Below are 15,155 nucleotides of genomic sequence, written 5' to 3'. Positions count from 1 at the left end.
CGTCATGAACTTCGACGATACCCCGCAGGAAGCCGAATTCCGCGCCACCGCGCGCGCCTGGATCGGTGCGAATGCACCGAAGCAATACGAGGACGAGCTCCGCAAGTCCTCGCTCGGCCGCACGCAATTGAAGAACGCCAACATCCTCGACGTTGCAAAGGCCTGGCAGAAGAAGAAGGCGGATGCCGGCTGGGCCTGTCTGCACTGGCCGAAGGAGTATGGTGGCCGCGGCTCGTCACCGATCGAACGTGTGATCTGGCAGCAGGAAGAGGGGCCGTTCGGTCAGCTATCCCGCATGTTCATCATCGGCCACGGCATGTGCGGGCCGACCATGATGGCGTTCGCGCGCGAGGAGCATAAGCGCGCCTATCTGCCGCCGCTCGCCTCCGGCGAAAAGGTCTGGTGCCAGCTGTTCTCCGAGCCCGCCGGCGGCTCCGACGTCGCTGGGTTGCGAACCCGCGCGGAAAAGGACGGCGACGACTGGGTGATCAACGGCCAGAAGATCTGGACGTCGGGCGCGCATTATTCCGACTACGGAATTTTGCTCACCCGCACTGATCCGACCGTGCCCAAGCACAAGGGCCTGACCATGTTCTTCCTGGATATGAAGAGCCCGGGCGTCGAGGTGCGGCCGATCAAACAGGCGAGCGGCGCTTCCGACTTCAACGAGGTTTATTTCACCAACGTCCGCATTCCCGATCATCAGCGCCTTGGCGAGGTCGGTGACGGCTGGAACGTCTCGCTGACGACGCTGATGAACGAGCGCAGCGCGATCGGCGCGGCCGTCTCGACCGGCTTCCCCGAGCTGTTCGAATATTGCTCCAGCCTGATGCTGGACGGTGGCCCTGCCATCGAGGATCGTGCGGTGCGCGCGAAGCTGGCGAACTGGGCAGTGAAGGCGAGCGGGCTGAAATACACCAGCATGCGCGCGATCTCCGCGCTGTCGAAGGGCGAGCGCCCGGGACCGGAAAATTCCATCGGCAAGCTGGTGGCGGGATCGATGATCCAGGATGTCGCGACTTACGCACTGGACTTGCAGGGTGCGGGCGGAGTGGTTAGCGGCGAGAATGCCGAACTCGCCGGCCGCTTCCAGGCGATGCTGCTGCGCGCGCCGGGCACCCGTGTCGAAGGCGGCACCGACGAGATCATGCGCAACATCATCGCCGAGCGGGTGTTGGGCCTGCCCGGCGACATCAGGGTCGACAAGGACGTGCCGTTCAACAAGATCCCGACGAAGGGACGAGGCTGATGATCCTCATCCTGAGGAGCCGCGGAACGCGGCGTCTCGAAGGATGCAGGCCCGACTGGGGCCTCGTGGTTCGAGACGGCGCTGCGCGCCTCCTCACCATGAGGGACTAAGACAGAGCAAGAACGAAGAGGTCCGCCATGAATTTCGACGACACCCCGCAGGAAGCCGCATTCCGCGAGACCGCGCGCAAATGGGTCGAGGCCAATGCGCCGAAGGAGTTTTTGGCGGAGCTGTCAAAGTCCTCGCTCGGCCGCATCCGGCTCGCCAACCACGACATCGTCGATGTCGGCAAGGCCTGGCAGAAGAAGAAGGCCGAAGGCAATTGGGCCTGCCTGCATTGGCCGAAGGAATATGGTGGCCGCGGTGCGACGCCGATCGAGCGGGTGATCTGGCAGCAGGAGGAAGGCGTCTACGGCAAGCTGACGCAGCCGTTCCAGATCGGCGAGGGCATGTGCGGCCCAACCGTGATGGCTTTTGGCAGCGAGGACGCCAAGCGGCGCCATTTGCCGAAGCTGGCCGCAGGCGAGGAGATCTGGTGCCAGCTGTTCTCCGAGCCGTCGGCGGGCTCCGACGTCGCGGGCTTGCGCACGCGCGCGGAGAAGACGGGCGATAATTGGGTCGTCAACGGTCAGAAGATCTGGACCTCCGGTGCGCACTATTCCGACTACGGACTTTTGATCGCGCGCACCGATCCCAATGTGCCCAAGCACAAGGGGCTCACCATGTTCTTCCTGGACATGAAGAGCCCCGGCGTCGAGGTGCGCCCGATCAAGCAGGCCAACGGCATGCAGGAGTTCAACGAGGTCTATTTCACCGACGTCGTCATTCCCGACAGCCAGCGCCTCGGCGCCGTCGGCGAGGGCTGGAGCGTGTCGCTGACCACGCTGATGAACGAGCGGATGTCGATCGGCTCGCGGGTTGCGACCGGCGTCCCCGAGATGTTCGAGTTCTGCTCCAATCTGATGCTGGAGGATGGCCTCGCCATCGACGATCCCGCCGTGCGCTCAAAACTCGCGAGCTGGGCGGTGAAGTCGAGCGGGCTGAAATACACCAGCTACCGGGCGATCTCGGCGCTTTCCAAGGGTGAACGGCCGGGGCCGGAGAATTCGATTGGCAAGCTCGTCTCCGGCATGATGCTGCAGGACATCGCGACCTATGCCATGGACCTCCAGGGCGCGGCCGGCGTTCTCACAGGCAGCGACGAGGAAACCGTTCAGGGCCAGTTTCAGCAGATGCTGCTGTCCTCGCCCTCGATGCGCATCGCGGGCGGCACAGACGAGATTTTGCGCAACATCATCGCCGAGCGCGTGCTGGGACTGCCGGGCGATATCCGCGTCGACAAGGACGTGCCGTATAACAAGATCCCGACCAAGGGACGGTGATCTAGCTTCTCGCTGTATCCGTAGGGGTGGGCAAAGCGAAGCGTGCCCACCATATGCAGATGCGCCGAGGTAAGTCTGTCGGTGGGCACGGCGCTATGCGCCTTTGCCCACCTTACGAAGAGAAGGCGCGAGTTGATCCATGGACGCACAAGTAAAGCAAAACGACCGCATCGGCGTGCTCGAAGAGCTGCTCAACGAGCGCTACTCGGTCCGTGCCTTCCTGGCCAAGGAAGTCGATCGCGCGACGATCGAACATGTGCTGACGACCGCGCAGCGCACGGCGTCGTGGTGCAACAGCCAGCCCTGGCAGGTCGTCATCGCCAGCGGCGAAGCCAAGGAGCGTTTCCGCAAGCTAATCTACAAGGAGGCTTCGGGCGGTCTCGGGGACGACTATGATTTCCCGCCGCCCCGGGAATATCTCGGCGCCTATCTCGAACGCCGCCGCGAGAGCGGCTTCCAGCTCTACAACACGCTCGGCATCGCGCGCGGAGACAAGGCGGCGTACGCGAAGCAGGCGCTGCAGAACTACAATTTCTTCGGCGCGCCGCATGTGGCCATCATCCACACCGACGAGCCGCTCGGCATCTACGGTGCGATCGATTGCGGCGCCTATGTCTCGAACTTCATGCTGGCCGCGCAGGCGCTCGGGCTCGGCACCATTCCCCAGGCGGCGCTCGCGCGCCACTCCGGCCTGATCCGCCGCCATTTCAATCTGCCAGCTGACCGCCGCATCGTTTGCGGCATCTCGTTCGGCTATGCCGACAACGCCCACAAGGTCAACAGCTACCGCACGTCGCGTGCGAGCGTGGCCGAGACCGTGACCTTCGTGGACGAGTGATCGAGGCTACGCAGGCACGCATCAAGTTTCACGCTTCAGACATGATCACTTCAGACATGCGAAGACGGCCGCGGAAGCGGCCGCCTTCATCGCGGTCTCAGTCCGATTGACGCCGGCGGTCAGCCGCCGCTGCCGCCGATCACGGCGCGAATGGTCTCGTCGGGCCCGAAATCCTCGGCGCCGTCGACATAGAGCAGCGCCGCGAGCTTGGAGCGCGCACGGTTGACGCGGCTCTTGATCGTGCCCACCGCGCAGCCGCAGATCGAGGCCGCATCCTCATAGGAGAAGCCGGAGGCGCCGACGAGGATCAGCGCTTCACGCTGGTCCTGCGGAAGCTTGTCGAGCGCCGTGCGGAATTCCTCGAACTCGAGATGCGCGTTCTGCGAGGGCTGCGTCTTCAGCGTCTTGGCATAGTTGCCTTCGGCATCCTCGACTTCCCGCCGCCGCTTGCGATAGTCGGAGCGGAACAGGTTGCGCAGGATCGTGAACAGCCACGCCGGCAGATTGGAGCCGGGCTGGAACGAGTCGATGTTGGCGAGCGCGCGCAACAGCGTCTCCTGGACCAGATCGTCGGCGCGATCGGCATTGCCGCTGAGCGAGATGGCGAACGCGCGCAGACTGGGCACGGCCGCCAGGATGTCGTTACGCAGGGAGTCCGTGAGAGGCATCAATCCCTCCCATTGTTGTTGTCGTTAGAACCGCCACCATTTTCCACTTGGGGTGTCGCTCCCGGCGCATCAAGTTTCTTGATCAGTTCCGCGAACCGGTCCGGAACCCCCTGCCGCACCACATCGTCGTACATGGCGCGCAGCTGGTGCCCGATCCGGGATTGGATCTCCGGAGTGAGCCCTCCCTTGCCGGGGGTCGTGCTTTTGCTGGCTTGAGACTTGAGATCTTTCATGACCTGTTCCACGTTTCCCCGAGTTAAGTGACTGTAAAATCGAGAAGTTCTCTCAACCGGGAGCCGTTCCCTGGATAGGCTCAATGCGAGCTGCGAGAAAAAGTTCCGCCCTCATGCGGAACTTTTCTCCGTCTGAGGCGTAATCAGCCCAGCAGGGGAACCCGGGCCCCCCGCCTAACGCCTGCACGTCAAGGTCGGCCCGAAGATATATGGAGTGGGGATGTCCCGTTCACAGCTTGTTGCTGAACACTTGCCGTTGTTGCGCCGGTACGCACGCGCCCTGACGGGCAGCCAGTCCTCCGGTGACGCCTATGTCGCAGCCATGTTGGAAGCCATGCTGGGAGATCCGTCGGTGCTCGACGAGAGCCACGGGCCGCGCGCCGGCCTGTTTCGGCTGTTCACCCAGATCTGGAATTCCGTTTCCGTCAACGACGATTCCGAGGTGACGAACCTGCCGATGCCCCCGGAGCGACGGCTGTCGAACATCACGCCGTTACCGCGGCAAGCCTTCCTGCTGCTCTCGCTCGAGGGATTTTCGGAGGAAGAGGTCGGCTACATTCTTGGCACCGACGTGGGCGAGACGCGCCGGCTTGCGGATGCCGCAGGGCGTGAGATGGCCGCCGAGATCGCCACCGATGTGCTGATCATCGAGGATGAGACCTTCATCGCCATGGACCTCGAAAGCCTGGTGAAGAATCTCGGCCACAATGTCGTCGGCGTCGCCCGCACCCACGCCGATGCGGTCGCACTGGCCAAGAACAAGCGGCCCGGCCTGATCCTCGCCGACATCCAGCTCGCCGACGGCTCGTCGGGCCTTGACGCCGTCAACGAGCTGCTCCGCACCTTCGAAGTGCCGGTGGTGTTCATCACGGCGTACCCGGAACGCTTCCTTACCGGAGAGCGCCCCGAGCCGGCGTTCCTGATCTCAAAACCGTTCCAGCCGGCGATGGTGTCGGCAGTGGCGAGCCAGGCGCTGTTCTTCCAGCGCAACTCGCGCAATCGCGCGCCGAAAGTGCCGGCGGCTTAAGCAAGCCTCTCCGAAACAGAAACGGCGCGTCGCAAGGCGCGCCGTTTTTGTTCGCCGATACCCTGCCTCAGCAACCGCGGCAAATGCTGCGAAGCATGGAATTCAGCTTGGTATCGTTCGGCCCAAGGGATTTCGCATTGAGCTTGGCCTGGTCCTCGATCCATGACTGGAGCAATTTTTCGCGCTCAGGCGACGGTCCTGCCGGGGGCCGTGGTGTCCCGTCGAATGTCACGAGGATTGTCACACTCTGGAGATCATCCTTCGCCGCGGCGGGCGGCTCCGGGAATGGTTGAGATCGCTCGATCATCGCGAGCGCCTCTTCATCGAGCAACGCTGAGCCGGTGCTCTCCACCAGCGCACTCGAGATCAATTTGCCCGACCGGTCGATCACGAAAGTGACGCCGGCATCGCCCCGTTGGCCGATCGCCTTCGGAGGAAACGCGATGTGGCGCCAGGCATGCTCGGTGACCGCCTTGCGCCAGGCAGCCATCGCATCGGACTCCGTGAGGATGGCACCCGGCCTGCTCAGCACCAGCCCGGAAGATGGCACCAGGAATTGACGGCCGCTGAAGTCAATCGTCACGGTGAAATCAAACGAGGCGTCCTTCAACTCCGAAGGCGGCGCCGGAAACGGGGCGGCGCGGGCAATGATCGCCATAGCGGCGTCGTCGAGCGACCGCGAGCCGGCGCTCTCGGCCAGCGCCCGCGAGATCAACCTGCCAGAGCGATCGATGACGAACGCGATCTTGGCCTTGCCGGTTTGCCCCCATGCTTCAACAGGGAAAAACCTGTTGCGGGCAATGTGTGCCGACAGCCCCGCTTTCCAGGCTTTGACACTTTCGCTCTGGGGGGCAGTCTGCGCATGGGCGGGGAAAGCCGCCAGCAATACGAGGAGGGCGGCAAGCAAGGGGAGTTTCATCTGCATCGGCGCGGATACTAGTCGCCATCAGGTTGATTGCAAGGCTCGCTGCTCGTATCGCGTCGCGCTTGTGTGGGGCGATTCGATCGGCCGGGAAGCCCGCTTGACGCCGGGCAAATTGCCCCGTTGATATCTCGGGCCGATGACATCCATAACTGCTTCGAAACACCGGAGATTTCGCATCATGGACCAGCAACTCCTCGATCGCCTCGCCATCCGCGATCTCGTCGAGAACTGGGCGGTGTGGCGAGATGCCGGCGACTGGGAGCGCTTCGCCACCGTCTGGCATGAAGAAGGCTGGATGTCCGCCACCTGGTTTCAGGGGCCGGCGCGGGATTTCATGCGGGTCAGCCAGGAGGGGTTCGCCAAGGGCGTGCGCATCCTGCATTTCCTTGGGGGCTGCAGCATCGACCTCGAGGGGGCGCGCGCCATCGCGCAGACCAAGATGACCATCTCGCAGCGCGCGCCGGTGCACGACGTGCCCTGCGACGTCGTCTGCACCGGGCGCTTCTACGATTTCCTGGAGAAGCGGCAGGGAAAATGGGGCATCGTCCGCCGCCAGCCGATCTACGAGAAGGACCGGATCGACCCGGTCGATCCCGCCGCGACACTTCAGCTCGACCAGAAAGCCCTTGCCGCGCTCCCGGAAGGCTACCGCCACCTCGCCTACATGCAGGAGCTGATCGGCTACAAGGTCAAGCGCGACATGCCGGGTCTGACCGGGCCTGAGGTCGAGAAGCTCTATGGGCAGGGGCAGGAGTGGCTCGCGGGGAAGGCGAACTGAACGCCAGACAAAAGTAAGGCGCGACTGGCATCACCACAGTCGCGCCCTACGTCGCCGGCTTATGGGGCAGGGGGGAATAGCCGGCTGTTGAGACGACTCCGATCCGCGAAAGTCGTTCCAGGGGGTTGCGAAATTTTTCTGGGAATTTTTCGCGAGGGCGTGCCTTTTTCGCACACGGTTAAGTGATCTTAACGACTGAGAACTCCCGGTCCTCTCGTTGCGTTGTTCCCGCGATCGCCATGGGGCGAGGGACCGACAGCCATGTCACAGATCCAAAAGGTATTTTTAGGCGCCGTCGCGCTCGCCGCGACGCTTGGCGCCGTTCAGGTGGGCGCCGTGCAGCTGGCCTCCGGCCATGATCTGGCCGACCGCTGGCAGGCGGTCGCTGACAAGCCGGGCCATAACGTCAACCGCTCCAGCAAAGCCGACCGGCTCGCCGACATCAAGCAGGCGGAGGTTCCAACCCGGACCGTGTCGATGCGGCTGAATGATCTGGCCGACACGTCGGTCCTGCTGCGGGTCCCCGCGGTGATCGAGACCGGCAACGCCAAGCCGCCGGTGTTGCTCCCGGACCAGAAGCAGAGCCGCAAAAAGCCGACGATCGCCTGCGAGCCGATGGTCAGCTCCCTGACCGAGGTCGCAAAACTGCTCCAGCCCGGTCGCTGCGTGACCTGATCGGCATTTGCCACGGACAAGTCGCCCTCCGCCCGGAGGGCGATTGCTGACGTCCACTTGATCCCCTGCCCCCTCGCGTTATATCCCGGGTTTCTTTTCCCCTTCGATTGACCGGGTAAACGCATGACGACGTCAGACACGGCTGTGCATACGCAGCCCTTCCAGGCCGAGGTTTCCGAGCTTCTGCACCTGATGGTGCACTCCGTTTATTCCGAGACCGATATCTTCCTGCGCGAGCTTGTCTCCAACGCATCGGACGCCTGCGACAAGCTGCGCTATGAGGCCATCGCGAGTCCTGCGCTGCTGGGCGAGGGCGACGCGCTCAAGATCCGGATTATTCCGAACAAGACGGCCGGGACGCTGACAATCGCCGACAACGGGATCGGCATGGAGCGGCAGGAGCTGATCGACCACCTCGGCACCATCGCCCGCTCGGGCACCAAGGCCTTCGTGTCGAAGCTCAAGGAGGCCAAGGATGGTCTCGGCCTGATCGGCCAGTTCGGCGTCGGCTTCTATTCCGCGTTCATGGTCGCCGACAAGATCGTCGTGGTCAGCCGCCGCGCCGGCGAGAGCGACGTCTGGACCTGGACGTCCACAGGCGGGTCGGGCTTCGAGATCGCGCGTGCCAGCGAGGAGGATGCGGGCCGCGTGCAGCGCGGCACCGAGATCGTCCTGCATCTCAAGGACGATGCGAAGAAATATCTCGAAGCTTACGAGATCGAGCGCATCGTCGGCGCTTATTCCGACAACATCCTCTTCCCCATCGAGCTCGTGCCTGAAGAGGGCGAACCGCGTCAGATCAATTCTGCAAGCGCGCTGTGGCAGCGCTCGAAATCCGAGCTCACGCCGGAAGACTACAAGAAGGCCTATCAGCAGATCGCCTCCGCCTTCGACGATCCCGCGATGACGCTGCATTATCGCGCGGAGGGGCGTTACTCCTACGCCGTGCTGCTGTTCGCGCCCTCGACCAAGCCGTTCGACCTGTTCGAGCCGAACCGCAAGGGGCGCGTCAAGCTCTATGTCCGCCGCGTCTTCATCACCGACGATGCCGATCTTCTGCCGGGCTACCTCCGCTTCATCCGCGGCGTCGTCGACAGCGAGGATCTCCCGCTCAACATCTCCCGCGAGATGCTTCAGAACAATCCGCAGCTCGCACAGATCCGCAAGGCCGTGGCGACCCGCGTCTTGTCCGAGCTCGAAAGCCTTGCGGAGAAGGATCCGGAGAACTTCGCGAAGATCTGGGAGGCCTTCGGCGCGGTGCTGAAGGAAGGCATCTACGAGGATTTCGAGCGCCGCGAAAAGCTGCTCGCGCTGTCGCGTTTCACCACGACTGCGGGCGAGAAGCGCTCGCTCAAGGAGGTCATCGCCGATTTCAAGCCGAATCAGACCGAGATCTATTATCTCGTCGGCGACAGCATCGACCGGTTGAAGTCGAACCCCAGGCTCGAGGCGGCGACTGCGCGCGGCATCGAAGTTCTGCTGCTATCCGATCCCGTCGACGCCTTCTGGACTTCGATGCCATCTGAGTTCGACGGCAAGCCGCTGAAGTCGCTAAGCCAGGGCGATCTCAATCTCGAGCTGATCCCGCGCGTCGACGAGGCGGACGAAGCGAAAAAGGACGAGCCGGCCGCCGACGAGGGTGCCACCATCGCGGTGATCAAGGCCGCGCTTGGCGAGCGTGTCAGCGACGTCAAGGCATCGACGCGCCTCACCAGTTCCGCGTCCTGCCTCGTTGCCGACAGCCAGGGCCCGAGCCGCGAGCTCGAGCGCATCCTGGCCCAGCAAAACCGTGGCATGCGCACCAAGCCGATCCTCGAGATCAACCTGCGCCATCCGCTGGTCACGGCGATCACGAAGGCTCAGGCCGGCTCGAAGGCGGTCGACGATCTGAGTCTGCTCCTGCTCGAACAGGCGCAGATCCTGGACGGCGAACTGCCGGAAGATCCGGCGGCGTTTGCGGCAAGGCTGAACCGGCTGGTGCTGCAGGGGCTCGGCGGGTAGCGGGGCGCAGGCCATATATGCCGCCGCGCTCATTCCGCCGCGTGATCCTTCCGCTCATCGCACGCGACGGTAGCTTGCGGCTTCTTCTCCATCCAGCGCGAGAGCAGGTCGGAGAAGCGGTCGAGGTAGAGGTAGACGACCGGGGTCGTGAACAGCGTCAGCGCTTGGCTCACGAGAAGGCCGCCGACCATCGCATAACCGAGCGGTTGGCGGATTTCGGAGCCAGTGCCGCTTCCGAGCATCAGCGGCACGCCGCCTAGCAGGGCGGCCATCGTTGTCATCATGATCGGGCGAAAGCGCAGCAGCGCCGCCTGGCGGATCGATTGCTCCGGGGTGAGATGCTGCTCGCGTTCGGCCGCGATGGCGAAATCCACCATCATGATGCCGTTCTTCTTGACGATGCCGATCAGGAGAATGACTCCGATCAGGGCAATGAGACTGAAGTCGAAGCCGAAGATCATCAGGATCGCGACGGCGCCGACGCCAGCCGAGGGCAACGTGGACAGGATGGTCAGAGGATGGATGTAGCTCTCGTAGAGCACGCCCAGAATCAAATACACCACGACCAGTGCGGCGAGGATCAGCAACGGCACGGTGCCGAGCGATTGCTGGAATGCCTGCGCGGTACCCTGAAAACTTGTTGCCAGCGCCGGCGGCGCGCGCATCTCGCGGACCGCGTGCAGCACCGCGTCGGTCGCTTGTCCCAGCGCCACGCCCTCGGCGAGATTAAAGCTGATCGTCACCGACGGAAATTGGCCTTGATGCGAAATCGCAAGCGGTCGCACGGGCACATTGGTCCAGTTGCAGAACACCGAGAGCGGCACCTCGTCGCCGGTAAGCGGTGATCTGAGATAGACCTTGTCGAGCGTACCGAGCTGGCCTTGCAGGTCCGGTGTGATCTCCAGGACGATGTGATAGCTGTTGGTCTGGGTAAAATATTGCGCGACCTGACGCTGGCCGAACGCGTCATAGAGGGTGTCGTCGATCAGTTGCGGCTGAATGCCATAGCGTGCGGCGGTGTCGCGATTGATCCTGAGTTGAACCGTCGTGCCTTCGGTTTGCTGGTCGGTCGCGACGTCGCGCAGTTGCGGCAGCGTCTTCATCGCATCGAGGATTTTCGGCGCCCATTCGTTCAGTTCGGCGAGGTTGGCGTCCTGGAGCGTGAATTCGAACTGAGTGCGGGTGGCGCGGCCGCCGAGACGAACGTCCTGCGAGGCCTGCATATAGAGCTTGGCGCCCTCCACCTTGGCGATCTTGGGCCGCAGCCGCGCGATGATCTGCTGTGCGCCGGCATCGCGCTCCTCCAGCGGTTTCAAGGTGATGTACATGCGCCCCGAGTTCAGTGCCGTACCGCCGCCGCCGATGAACATCGCGATCGAAGCGACGGCGGGGTCGGCCTGCACGATGGTGTTGAGCTCCACCTGGCGCCGTTTCATCTCGGCAAAGGAGATGTCCTGGGGCATCTCGGACACGGCTGTGAGGAAGCCGTTGTCCTGCTGCGGAAAGAAACCCTTCGGGATCAGGATGAAGAGGTAGATCGAGAGTGCTACGGTCGCGAAGAAGATGCAAAGGGTGACGAAACTGTGGCGCAGCGCGACGTCGAGCCCGCGTTCGTAGGCGCCGAGCACTCTTTCGAACACCCGCTCGCTCCACTGGTAAAAGCGGCCGTGCCGAGCCTCGTGGTTGGCGCGCAGGAAGCGCGAGGCCATCATCGGCGTCAGGGTCAGCGACACCACCAGAGAAACAAGGATCGCCATCGCCAGCGTGACCGCGAATTCGCGGAACAGCCGGCCGATGATGCCGCCCATCAGGAGCAACGGGATCAGCACCGCGATCAGAGAGATGCTGATCGAGAGGATCGTAAAGCCGATTTCGGCCGCGCCCTTGTAGCCGGCAGCAAGCGGCCTCTCGCCCTGCTCGACGTAACGGGTGATGTTCTCCAGCATCACGATGGCGTCGTCCACCACGAAACCGACCGCGATCGTCAGCGCCATCAAGGAGAGGTTATCCAGCGAATAGCCGAAGACCCACATCAGCGAGCAGGCTCCCAGTAGCGCTAGCGGCACCGTGATGCTCGGGATGATCGTCGCCCAGAAGCTGCGGAGAAAGATGAAGATCACCATCACCACGAGCGCGATAGTGGTCATGAGCGTGATCTGTACGTCCTCGACGGCAGCGCGGATGGTGATGGTGCGGTCGCTGATGATCTTGATCGAGATCGCGGGCGGGATGGCCGCGATCAGCCGCGGCAGCTGCGCCTTGATACGATCGACGGTCTCGATGACGTTGGCGCCGGGTTGCTTGAAGATGACGAGGAACACGCCGCGCTTGCCGTCGGCCCAAGCCGCCGTCTTCATGTCCTCCGGCCCTGCCACGGCCTCACCGATGTCGCGGATCCGCAATGGAGCGCCGTTGCGATAGGCGACGATGACGTCCTGCCAATGCTGGGCCTGGGTGAGCTGGTCGTTGGCGTAGATCGTGTAGGCGCGCTTGGCCCCGTCGATGCTGCCCTTCGGGCTGTCGGTGGTCGCAGCCGCGATCTGGGCGCGCACGTCCTCCAGCGACAGGCCCTTGGCGACGAGCTTGGCCGGATCGATCTGTATGCGTACGGAGGGTTTCTGCTGTCCGCCGACGAACACTTGGGCGACGCCGGATAACTGGCTGATCTGTTGCGCGAGCTGCGCATCGGTGCGGTCGCTGACGACGGTCAGCGGCAGCGTGTCGGACGTCGCGGACAGGATCATCACCGGCGAATCCGCCGGGTTGACCTTGCGATAGGTGGGAGGCGAGGGCAGGTTCTTCGGCAATTGGCCGCTCGCTGCATTGATCGCTGCCTGCACATCGTTGGCGGCGGCGTCGATCTTCCGGTTGAGGTCGAACTGGATCGTGATCGACGCCGAACCCAGCGAGCTGGTCGACGTCATCTGCGTGATGCCGGGGATCTGTGCGAGCTGACGTTCGAGCGGCTGTGCCACGGAAGAGGCCATGGTCTCAGGGCTGCCGCCGGGGAGCGAGGCCGAGAGCTGAATGGTCGGAAAGTCGACCTGGGGCAGCGGTGCAACCGGCAGCAGAGGATAGGCCACGAGGCCTACGAACAGGATGCCCGCCATCAGCAGTGAGGTGCCGATCGGATAGCGGATGAACGGAGACGAGAAGCTCTCTTGCATGCCCTGACACCACAGCCCTGGCCAGCGCATCTTCTCCCCGCTCACAGCGGAGTCGCGCCCGAGAGCGCAAGTGCGTTTCCTTCAGCCCATTTGCTTGTTGATTGCCCTGGAACGTCGTCGGTCCGGGCCGGCGTTGTGATCGAAAGACTAGTACGTTCGCTCCGGCCAGCGAACGGATTCCTGCGCTGGATGCTTTGCGACCTTTGTCGAAGGAGAGCTGCAGCGAGTTATGCGTTCCGCGCAGGCCGGAAAACTGGATGCTTTCCGATTCCGCATCTTTGCGGCGCTTTGTCTCACTCATTTCGTCCGGTGTCACAAGCCGGAGAGGTATGAAATAGGAACAATCGCTTCTGCCGCGCAGTTGTGCCATATCGAAATGACATAACGCGTGCCGTTGCCACCGATTCGAGGAATGTCCGATGCGCCTGCCGATCCTGACCCTCACCGCAATTGTCACGCTGTTCGTGGCGGCAGATGCCAGCGCCCAGACCTATGATCCGCGTTATCCGGTGTGCATGCACGTCTATACGCCCGGCGGCTTTGGCGGTGGCGGCGGCGATTATTTCGATTGCTCCTTCACCTCGCTGCCGCAGTGCCGCGCCACGGCCTCGGGCCGCTCGGCAAGCTGCGACGTTAATCCCTACTATGCGTTCGACCAACCCCCGCCGCCGCCGCGCCGGCGCCACAAGAACGTGCACTAGCGATCCGCAATGCGGCTTTCAGGGGGAATTCTTATGCGTCGCTTATTCGGCCTGATCATGACCGTCGGTGCCCTGCTCACGGCCGTGCCGTCGCATGCGCAGACCTTCGATCCGCGCTATCCCGTCTGCATGCACGTCTATTCCGGTGCGAACGGTGGTGGCGGGGAGTGGTATGATTGCTCTTTCACCTCGGTGCCGCAGTGCCAAGCTACGGCTTCAGGCCGCTCCGCCAGCTGCGATCTCAATCCGTATTATCCGTTCAATGCACCGCCGCAGCGCTTGCGCCATCAGCGAGGCGGCTAGCGCTGCGCGGATTCCAGCGCTTCCGCTTCGCATGCAGGCGCGGTCGCTACTCCTTCCGGATGCCCGACAGCTCCACCACCTTGCGCCAGCGGTCGGTCTCCGCCGTCAGCATGCCGCCGAATTCGCCGGCATTGCCGTGCAGCGGGATTGCGCCGAGCCCGGCGATGCGCGACTTGATCTCCGCATCGGACAGCGCGGCGTTGATCTCGCGATTGAGCAGGTCGATGATCTCGCGCGGCGTGTCGTGCGGAGCGCCGACACCGTAGAACGAACTCGTCTCGTAGCCGGTGAGCGTATCCGCGATCGGTGGCACGTCCGGCAGAATCTCCGAGCGCTCGCGCGTGGTGACGCCGAGCGCGCGCAGCTTGCCGGCGCGCACGAGCTCGAAGGATGAAGTGACGTTGTCGAACATGCCCTGGATCTGGCCGCTCATCACGTCGGTCAATCCGGGAGCCGAGCCGCGATAGGGCACGTGGGTGAACTGCACGCCGGCCAGCGACTTGAACAGCTCGCCGGAGAGATGCAGCGAGGTGCCGATGCCGGAAGAGGCGATCGACATCTTGCCGGGATTGGCCTTGGCGTAGGCGATGTAGTCGGCGACGCTCGTCACCGGCAGGTCGTTGCTGACGACCAGCACCAGCGGAATTCGCGCGACGCCGGCGACCGGCGCGATCCCCCTGGCGAAATCATACGGCAGCGCCGGATCGAACGAGGCGTTGATGGCGTTCGCGGTCGAGGTCAACAGCAGCGTGTGACCATCCGGGGCGGACGTGATCACCGCCTGCGTCCCGATATTGCTGCCGGCGCCAGGCTTGTTCTCGACGACGAAGGTCTGGCCGAGCCGGTCGGAGAGGCGCTGGCAGAGCAGCCGAGACAGCACGTCGGTGGCCCCGCCCGGTGCATAGGGCACCACCCATTTTACGCTATGCGAGGGATAGGAGGGATTGCCGATCGCAAAGGCGCGTGGCGTGGCGAGCACGGTTGCGGCAGAAGCCGCAGCCTGAAGGAAATGTCGCTTGGTGATCATCATGCTCTCCAATTCACCTCGCGCCGCAAGCGGGCAAAGAGACACGCGCAGCGCGCCCCGACAACTGGCTTTGCTATCGCAAGAATTGCGAGCCCGCGCACGCCGATCCCACCGGTTTGGTAAAGGATGACTAGAGTTAATCGCGTACTAAGCCGGTTTACCTTGTCTCTTAACTCCTGGG

General features: G+C 63.5%; 14 protein-coding genes. 9 read left to right on the top strand and 5 right to left on the bottom strand.

What is annotated here, in order from left to right; all coding sequences use genetic code 11:
• Positions 1-4 precede the first annotated feature (4 nt).
• The 3 genes from BRA1417_RS0100375 to BRA1417_RS0100360 all read left to right on the top strand — a co-directional run bounded on the left by BRA1417_RS0100375 (position 5) and on the right by BRA1417_RS0100360 (position 3,469).
• Positions 5-1,249, top strand: coding sequence for an acyl-CoA dehydrogenase (locus tag BRA1417_RS0100375; RefSeq protein WP_027514102.1), 1,245 nt, complete (start codon positions 5-7; stop codon positions 1,247-1,249).
• Positions 1,250-1,386: 137 nt separating this feature from the next.
• A complete protein-coding gene (locus tag BRA1417_RS0100365) occupies positions 1,387-2,631 on the top strand; it encodes an acyl-CoA dehydrogenase (RefSeq protein ID WP_027514101.1) in 1,245 nt (414 codons plus the stop codon).
• A 139-nt stretch (positions 2,632-2,770) separates the two neighbouring features.
• Entirely contained in the window at positions 2,771-3,469 is a 699-nt protein-coding gene (locus tag BRA1417_RS0100360; protein WP_027514100.1) for a nitroreductase, read from the top strand.
• 119 nt (positions 3,470-3,588) lie between these two features.
• On the opposite strand, the gene BRA1417_RS0100355 is transcribed toward BRA1417_RS0100360, so the two are convergent.
• Both BRA1417_RS0100355 and BRA1417_RS0100350 read right to left on the bottom strand, forming a co-directional pair.
• Positions 3,589-4,137: a sigma-70 family RNA polymerase sigma factor gene (locus BRA1417_RS0100355; protein ID WP_007597240.1), complete on the bottom strand. Its 549-nt coding sequence runs from the start codon at positions 4,135-4,137 to the stop codon at positions 3,589-3,591.
• Complete coding sequence (locus BRA1417_RS0100350) at positions 4,137-4,370, bottom strand: NepR family anti-sigma factor (protein ID WP_007597239.1); 234 nt, start codon at positions 4,368-4,370, stop codon at positions 4,137-4,139. The genes BRA1417_RS0100355 and BRA1417_RS0100350 overlap by 1 nt, the downstream gene beginning before the upstream one ends.
• 220 nt (positions 4,371-4,590) lie before the next feature.
• On the opposite strand from BRA1417_RS0100350, the gene BRA1417_RS0100345 reads away from it, so the two are divergent.
• Complete coding sequence (locus tag BRA1417_RS0100345) at positions 4,591-5,397, top strand: response regulator (protein ID WP_007597237.1); 807 nt, start codon at positions 4,591-4,593, stop codon at positions 5,395-5,397.
• A 67-nt stretch (positions 5,398-5,464) separates the two neighbouring features.
• Here the strand turns inward: BRA1417_RS0100345 and BRA1417_RS0100340 are convergent, their stop codons facing one another.
• Positions 5,465-6,304, bottom strand: coding sequence for an energy transducer TonB (locus tag BRA1417_RS0100340; RefSeq protein WP_245286125.1), 840 nt, complete (start codon positions 6,302-6,304; stop codon positions 5,465-5,467).
• A 196-nt stretch (positions 6,305-6,500) separates the two neighbouring features.
• Here BRA1417_RS0100340 and BRA1417_RS0100335 point away from each other — a divergent pair, with 196 nt between their 5' ends.
• The 3 genes from BRA1417_RS0100335 (at position 6,501) to htpG (ending at position 9,776) form a co-directional block, all read left to right on the top strand.
• Positions 6,501-7,100, top strand: coding sequence for a nuclear transport factor 2 family protein (locus tag BRA1417_RS0100335; RefSeq protein WP_027514097.1), 600 nt, complete (start codon positions 6,501-6,503; stop codon positions 7,098-7,100).
• 261 nt (positions 7,101-7,361) lie between these two features.
• Positions 7,362-7,775 (top strand): hypothetical protein, encoded by a 414-nt coding sequence (locus tag BRA1417_RS0100330; RefSeq protein WP_027514096.1) that lies wholly within the window; start codon positions 7,362-7,364, stop codon positions 7,773-7,775.
• A 123-nt stretch (positions 7,776-7,898) separates the two neighbouring features.
• Positions 7,899-9,776 (top strand): molecular chaperone HtpG, encoded by a 1,878-nt coding sequence (gene htpG / locus BRA1417_RS0100325; protein ID WP_027514095.1) that lies wholly within the window; start codon positions 7,899-7,901, stop codon positions 9,774-9,776.
• Between the two features lie 29 nt (positions 9,777-9,805).
• Here the strand turns inward: htpG and BRA1417_RS39430 are convergent, their stop codons facing one another.
• Positions 9,806-12,943, bottom strand: a complete 3,138-nt coding sequence (locus tag BRA1417_RS39430; RefSeq protein ID WP_051448259.1) for an efflux RND transporter permease subunit — start codon at positions 12,941-12,943, stop codon at positions 9,806-9,808.
• Positions 12,944-13,362: 419 nt separating this feature from the next.
• On the opposite strand from BRA1417_RS39430, the gene BRA1417_RS0100315 reads away from it, so the two are divergent.
• Positions 13,363-13,644, top strand: coding sequence for a DUF3551 domain-containing protein (locus BRA1417_RS0100315; RefSeq protein ID WP_027514094.1), 282 nt, complete (start codon positions 13,363-13,365; stop codon positions 13,642-13,644).
• A gap of 33 nt (positions 13,645-13,677) precedes the next feature.
• Positions 13,678-13,947 carry a DUF3551 domain-containing protein gene (locus BRA1417_RS0100310; protein ID WP_027514093.1) on the top strand — a complete coding sequence of 90 codons (270 nt, stop codon included), beginning with the start codon at positions 13,678-13,680 and terminating at the stop codon, positions 13,945-13,947.
• 46 nt (positions 13,948-13,993) lie between these two features.
• On the opposite strand, the gene BRA1417_RS0100305 is transcribed toward BRA1417_RS0100310, so the two are convergent.
• On the bottom strand, positions 13,994-14,974 hold the full coding sequence (locus tag BRA1417_RS0100305) for a tripartite tricarboxylate transporter substrate binding protein (RefSeq protein WP_027514092.1): 981 nt from the start codon (positions 14,972-14,974) through the stop codon (positions 13,994-13,996).
• Positions 14,975-15,155: the final 181 nt, after the last annotated feature.

Origin of the sequence: Bradyrhizobium sp. WSM1417, assembly GCF_000515415.1 — a bacterium.
In the GTDB taxonomy this organism is placed as follows: Bacteria; Pseudomonadota; Alphaproteobacteria; order Rhizobiales; family Xanthobacteraceae; genus Bradyrhizobium.
Note: the sequence above shows the minus strand (reverse complement) of the source record. Positions and strands in the feature narration are given on the sequence as shown.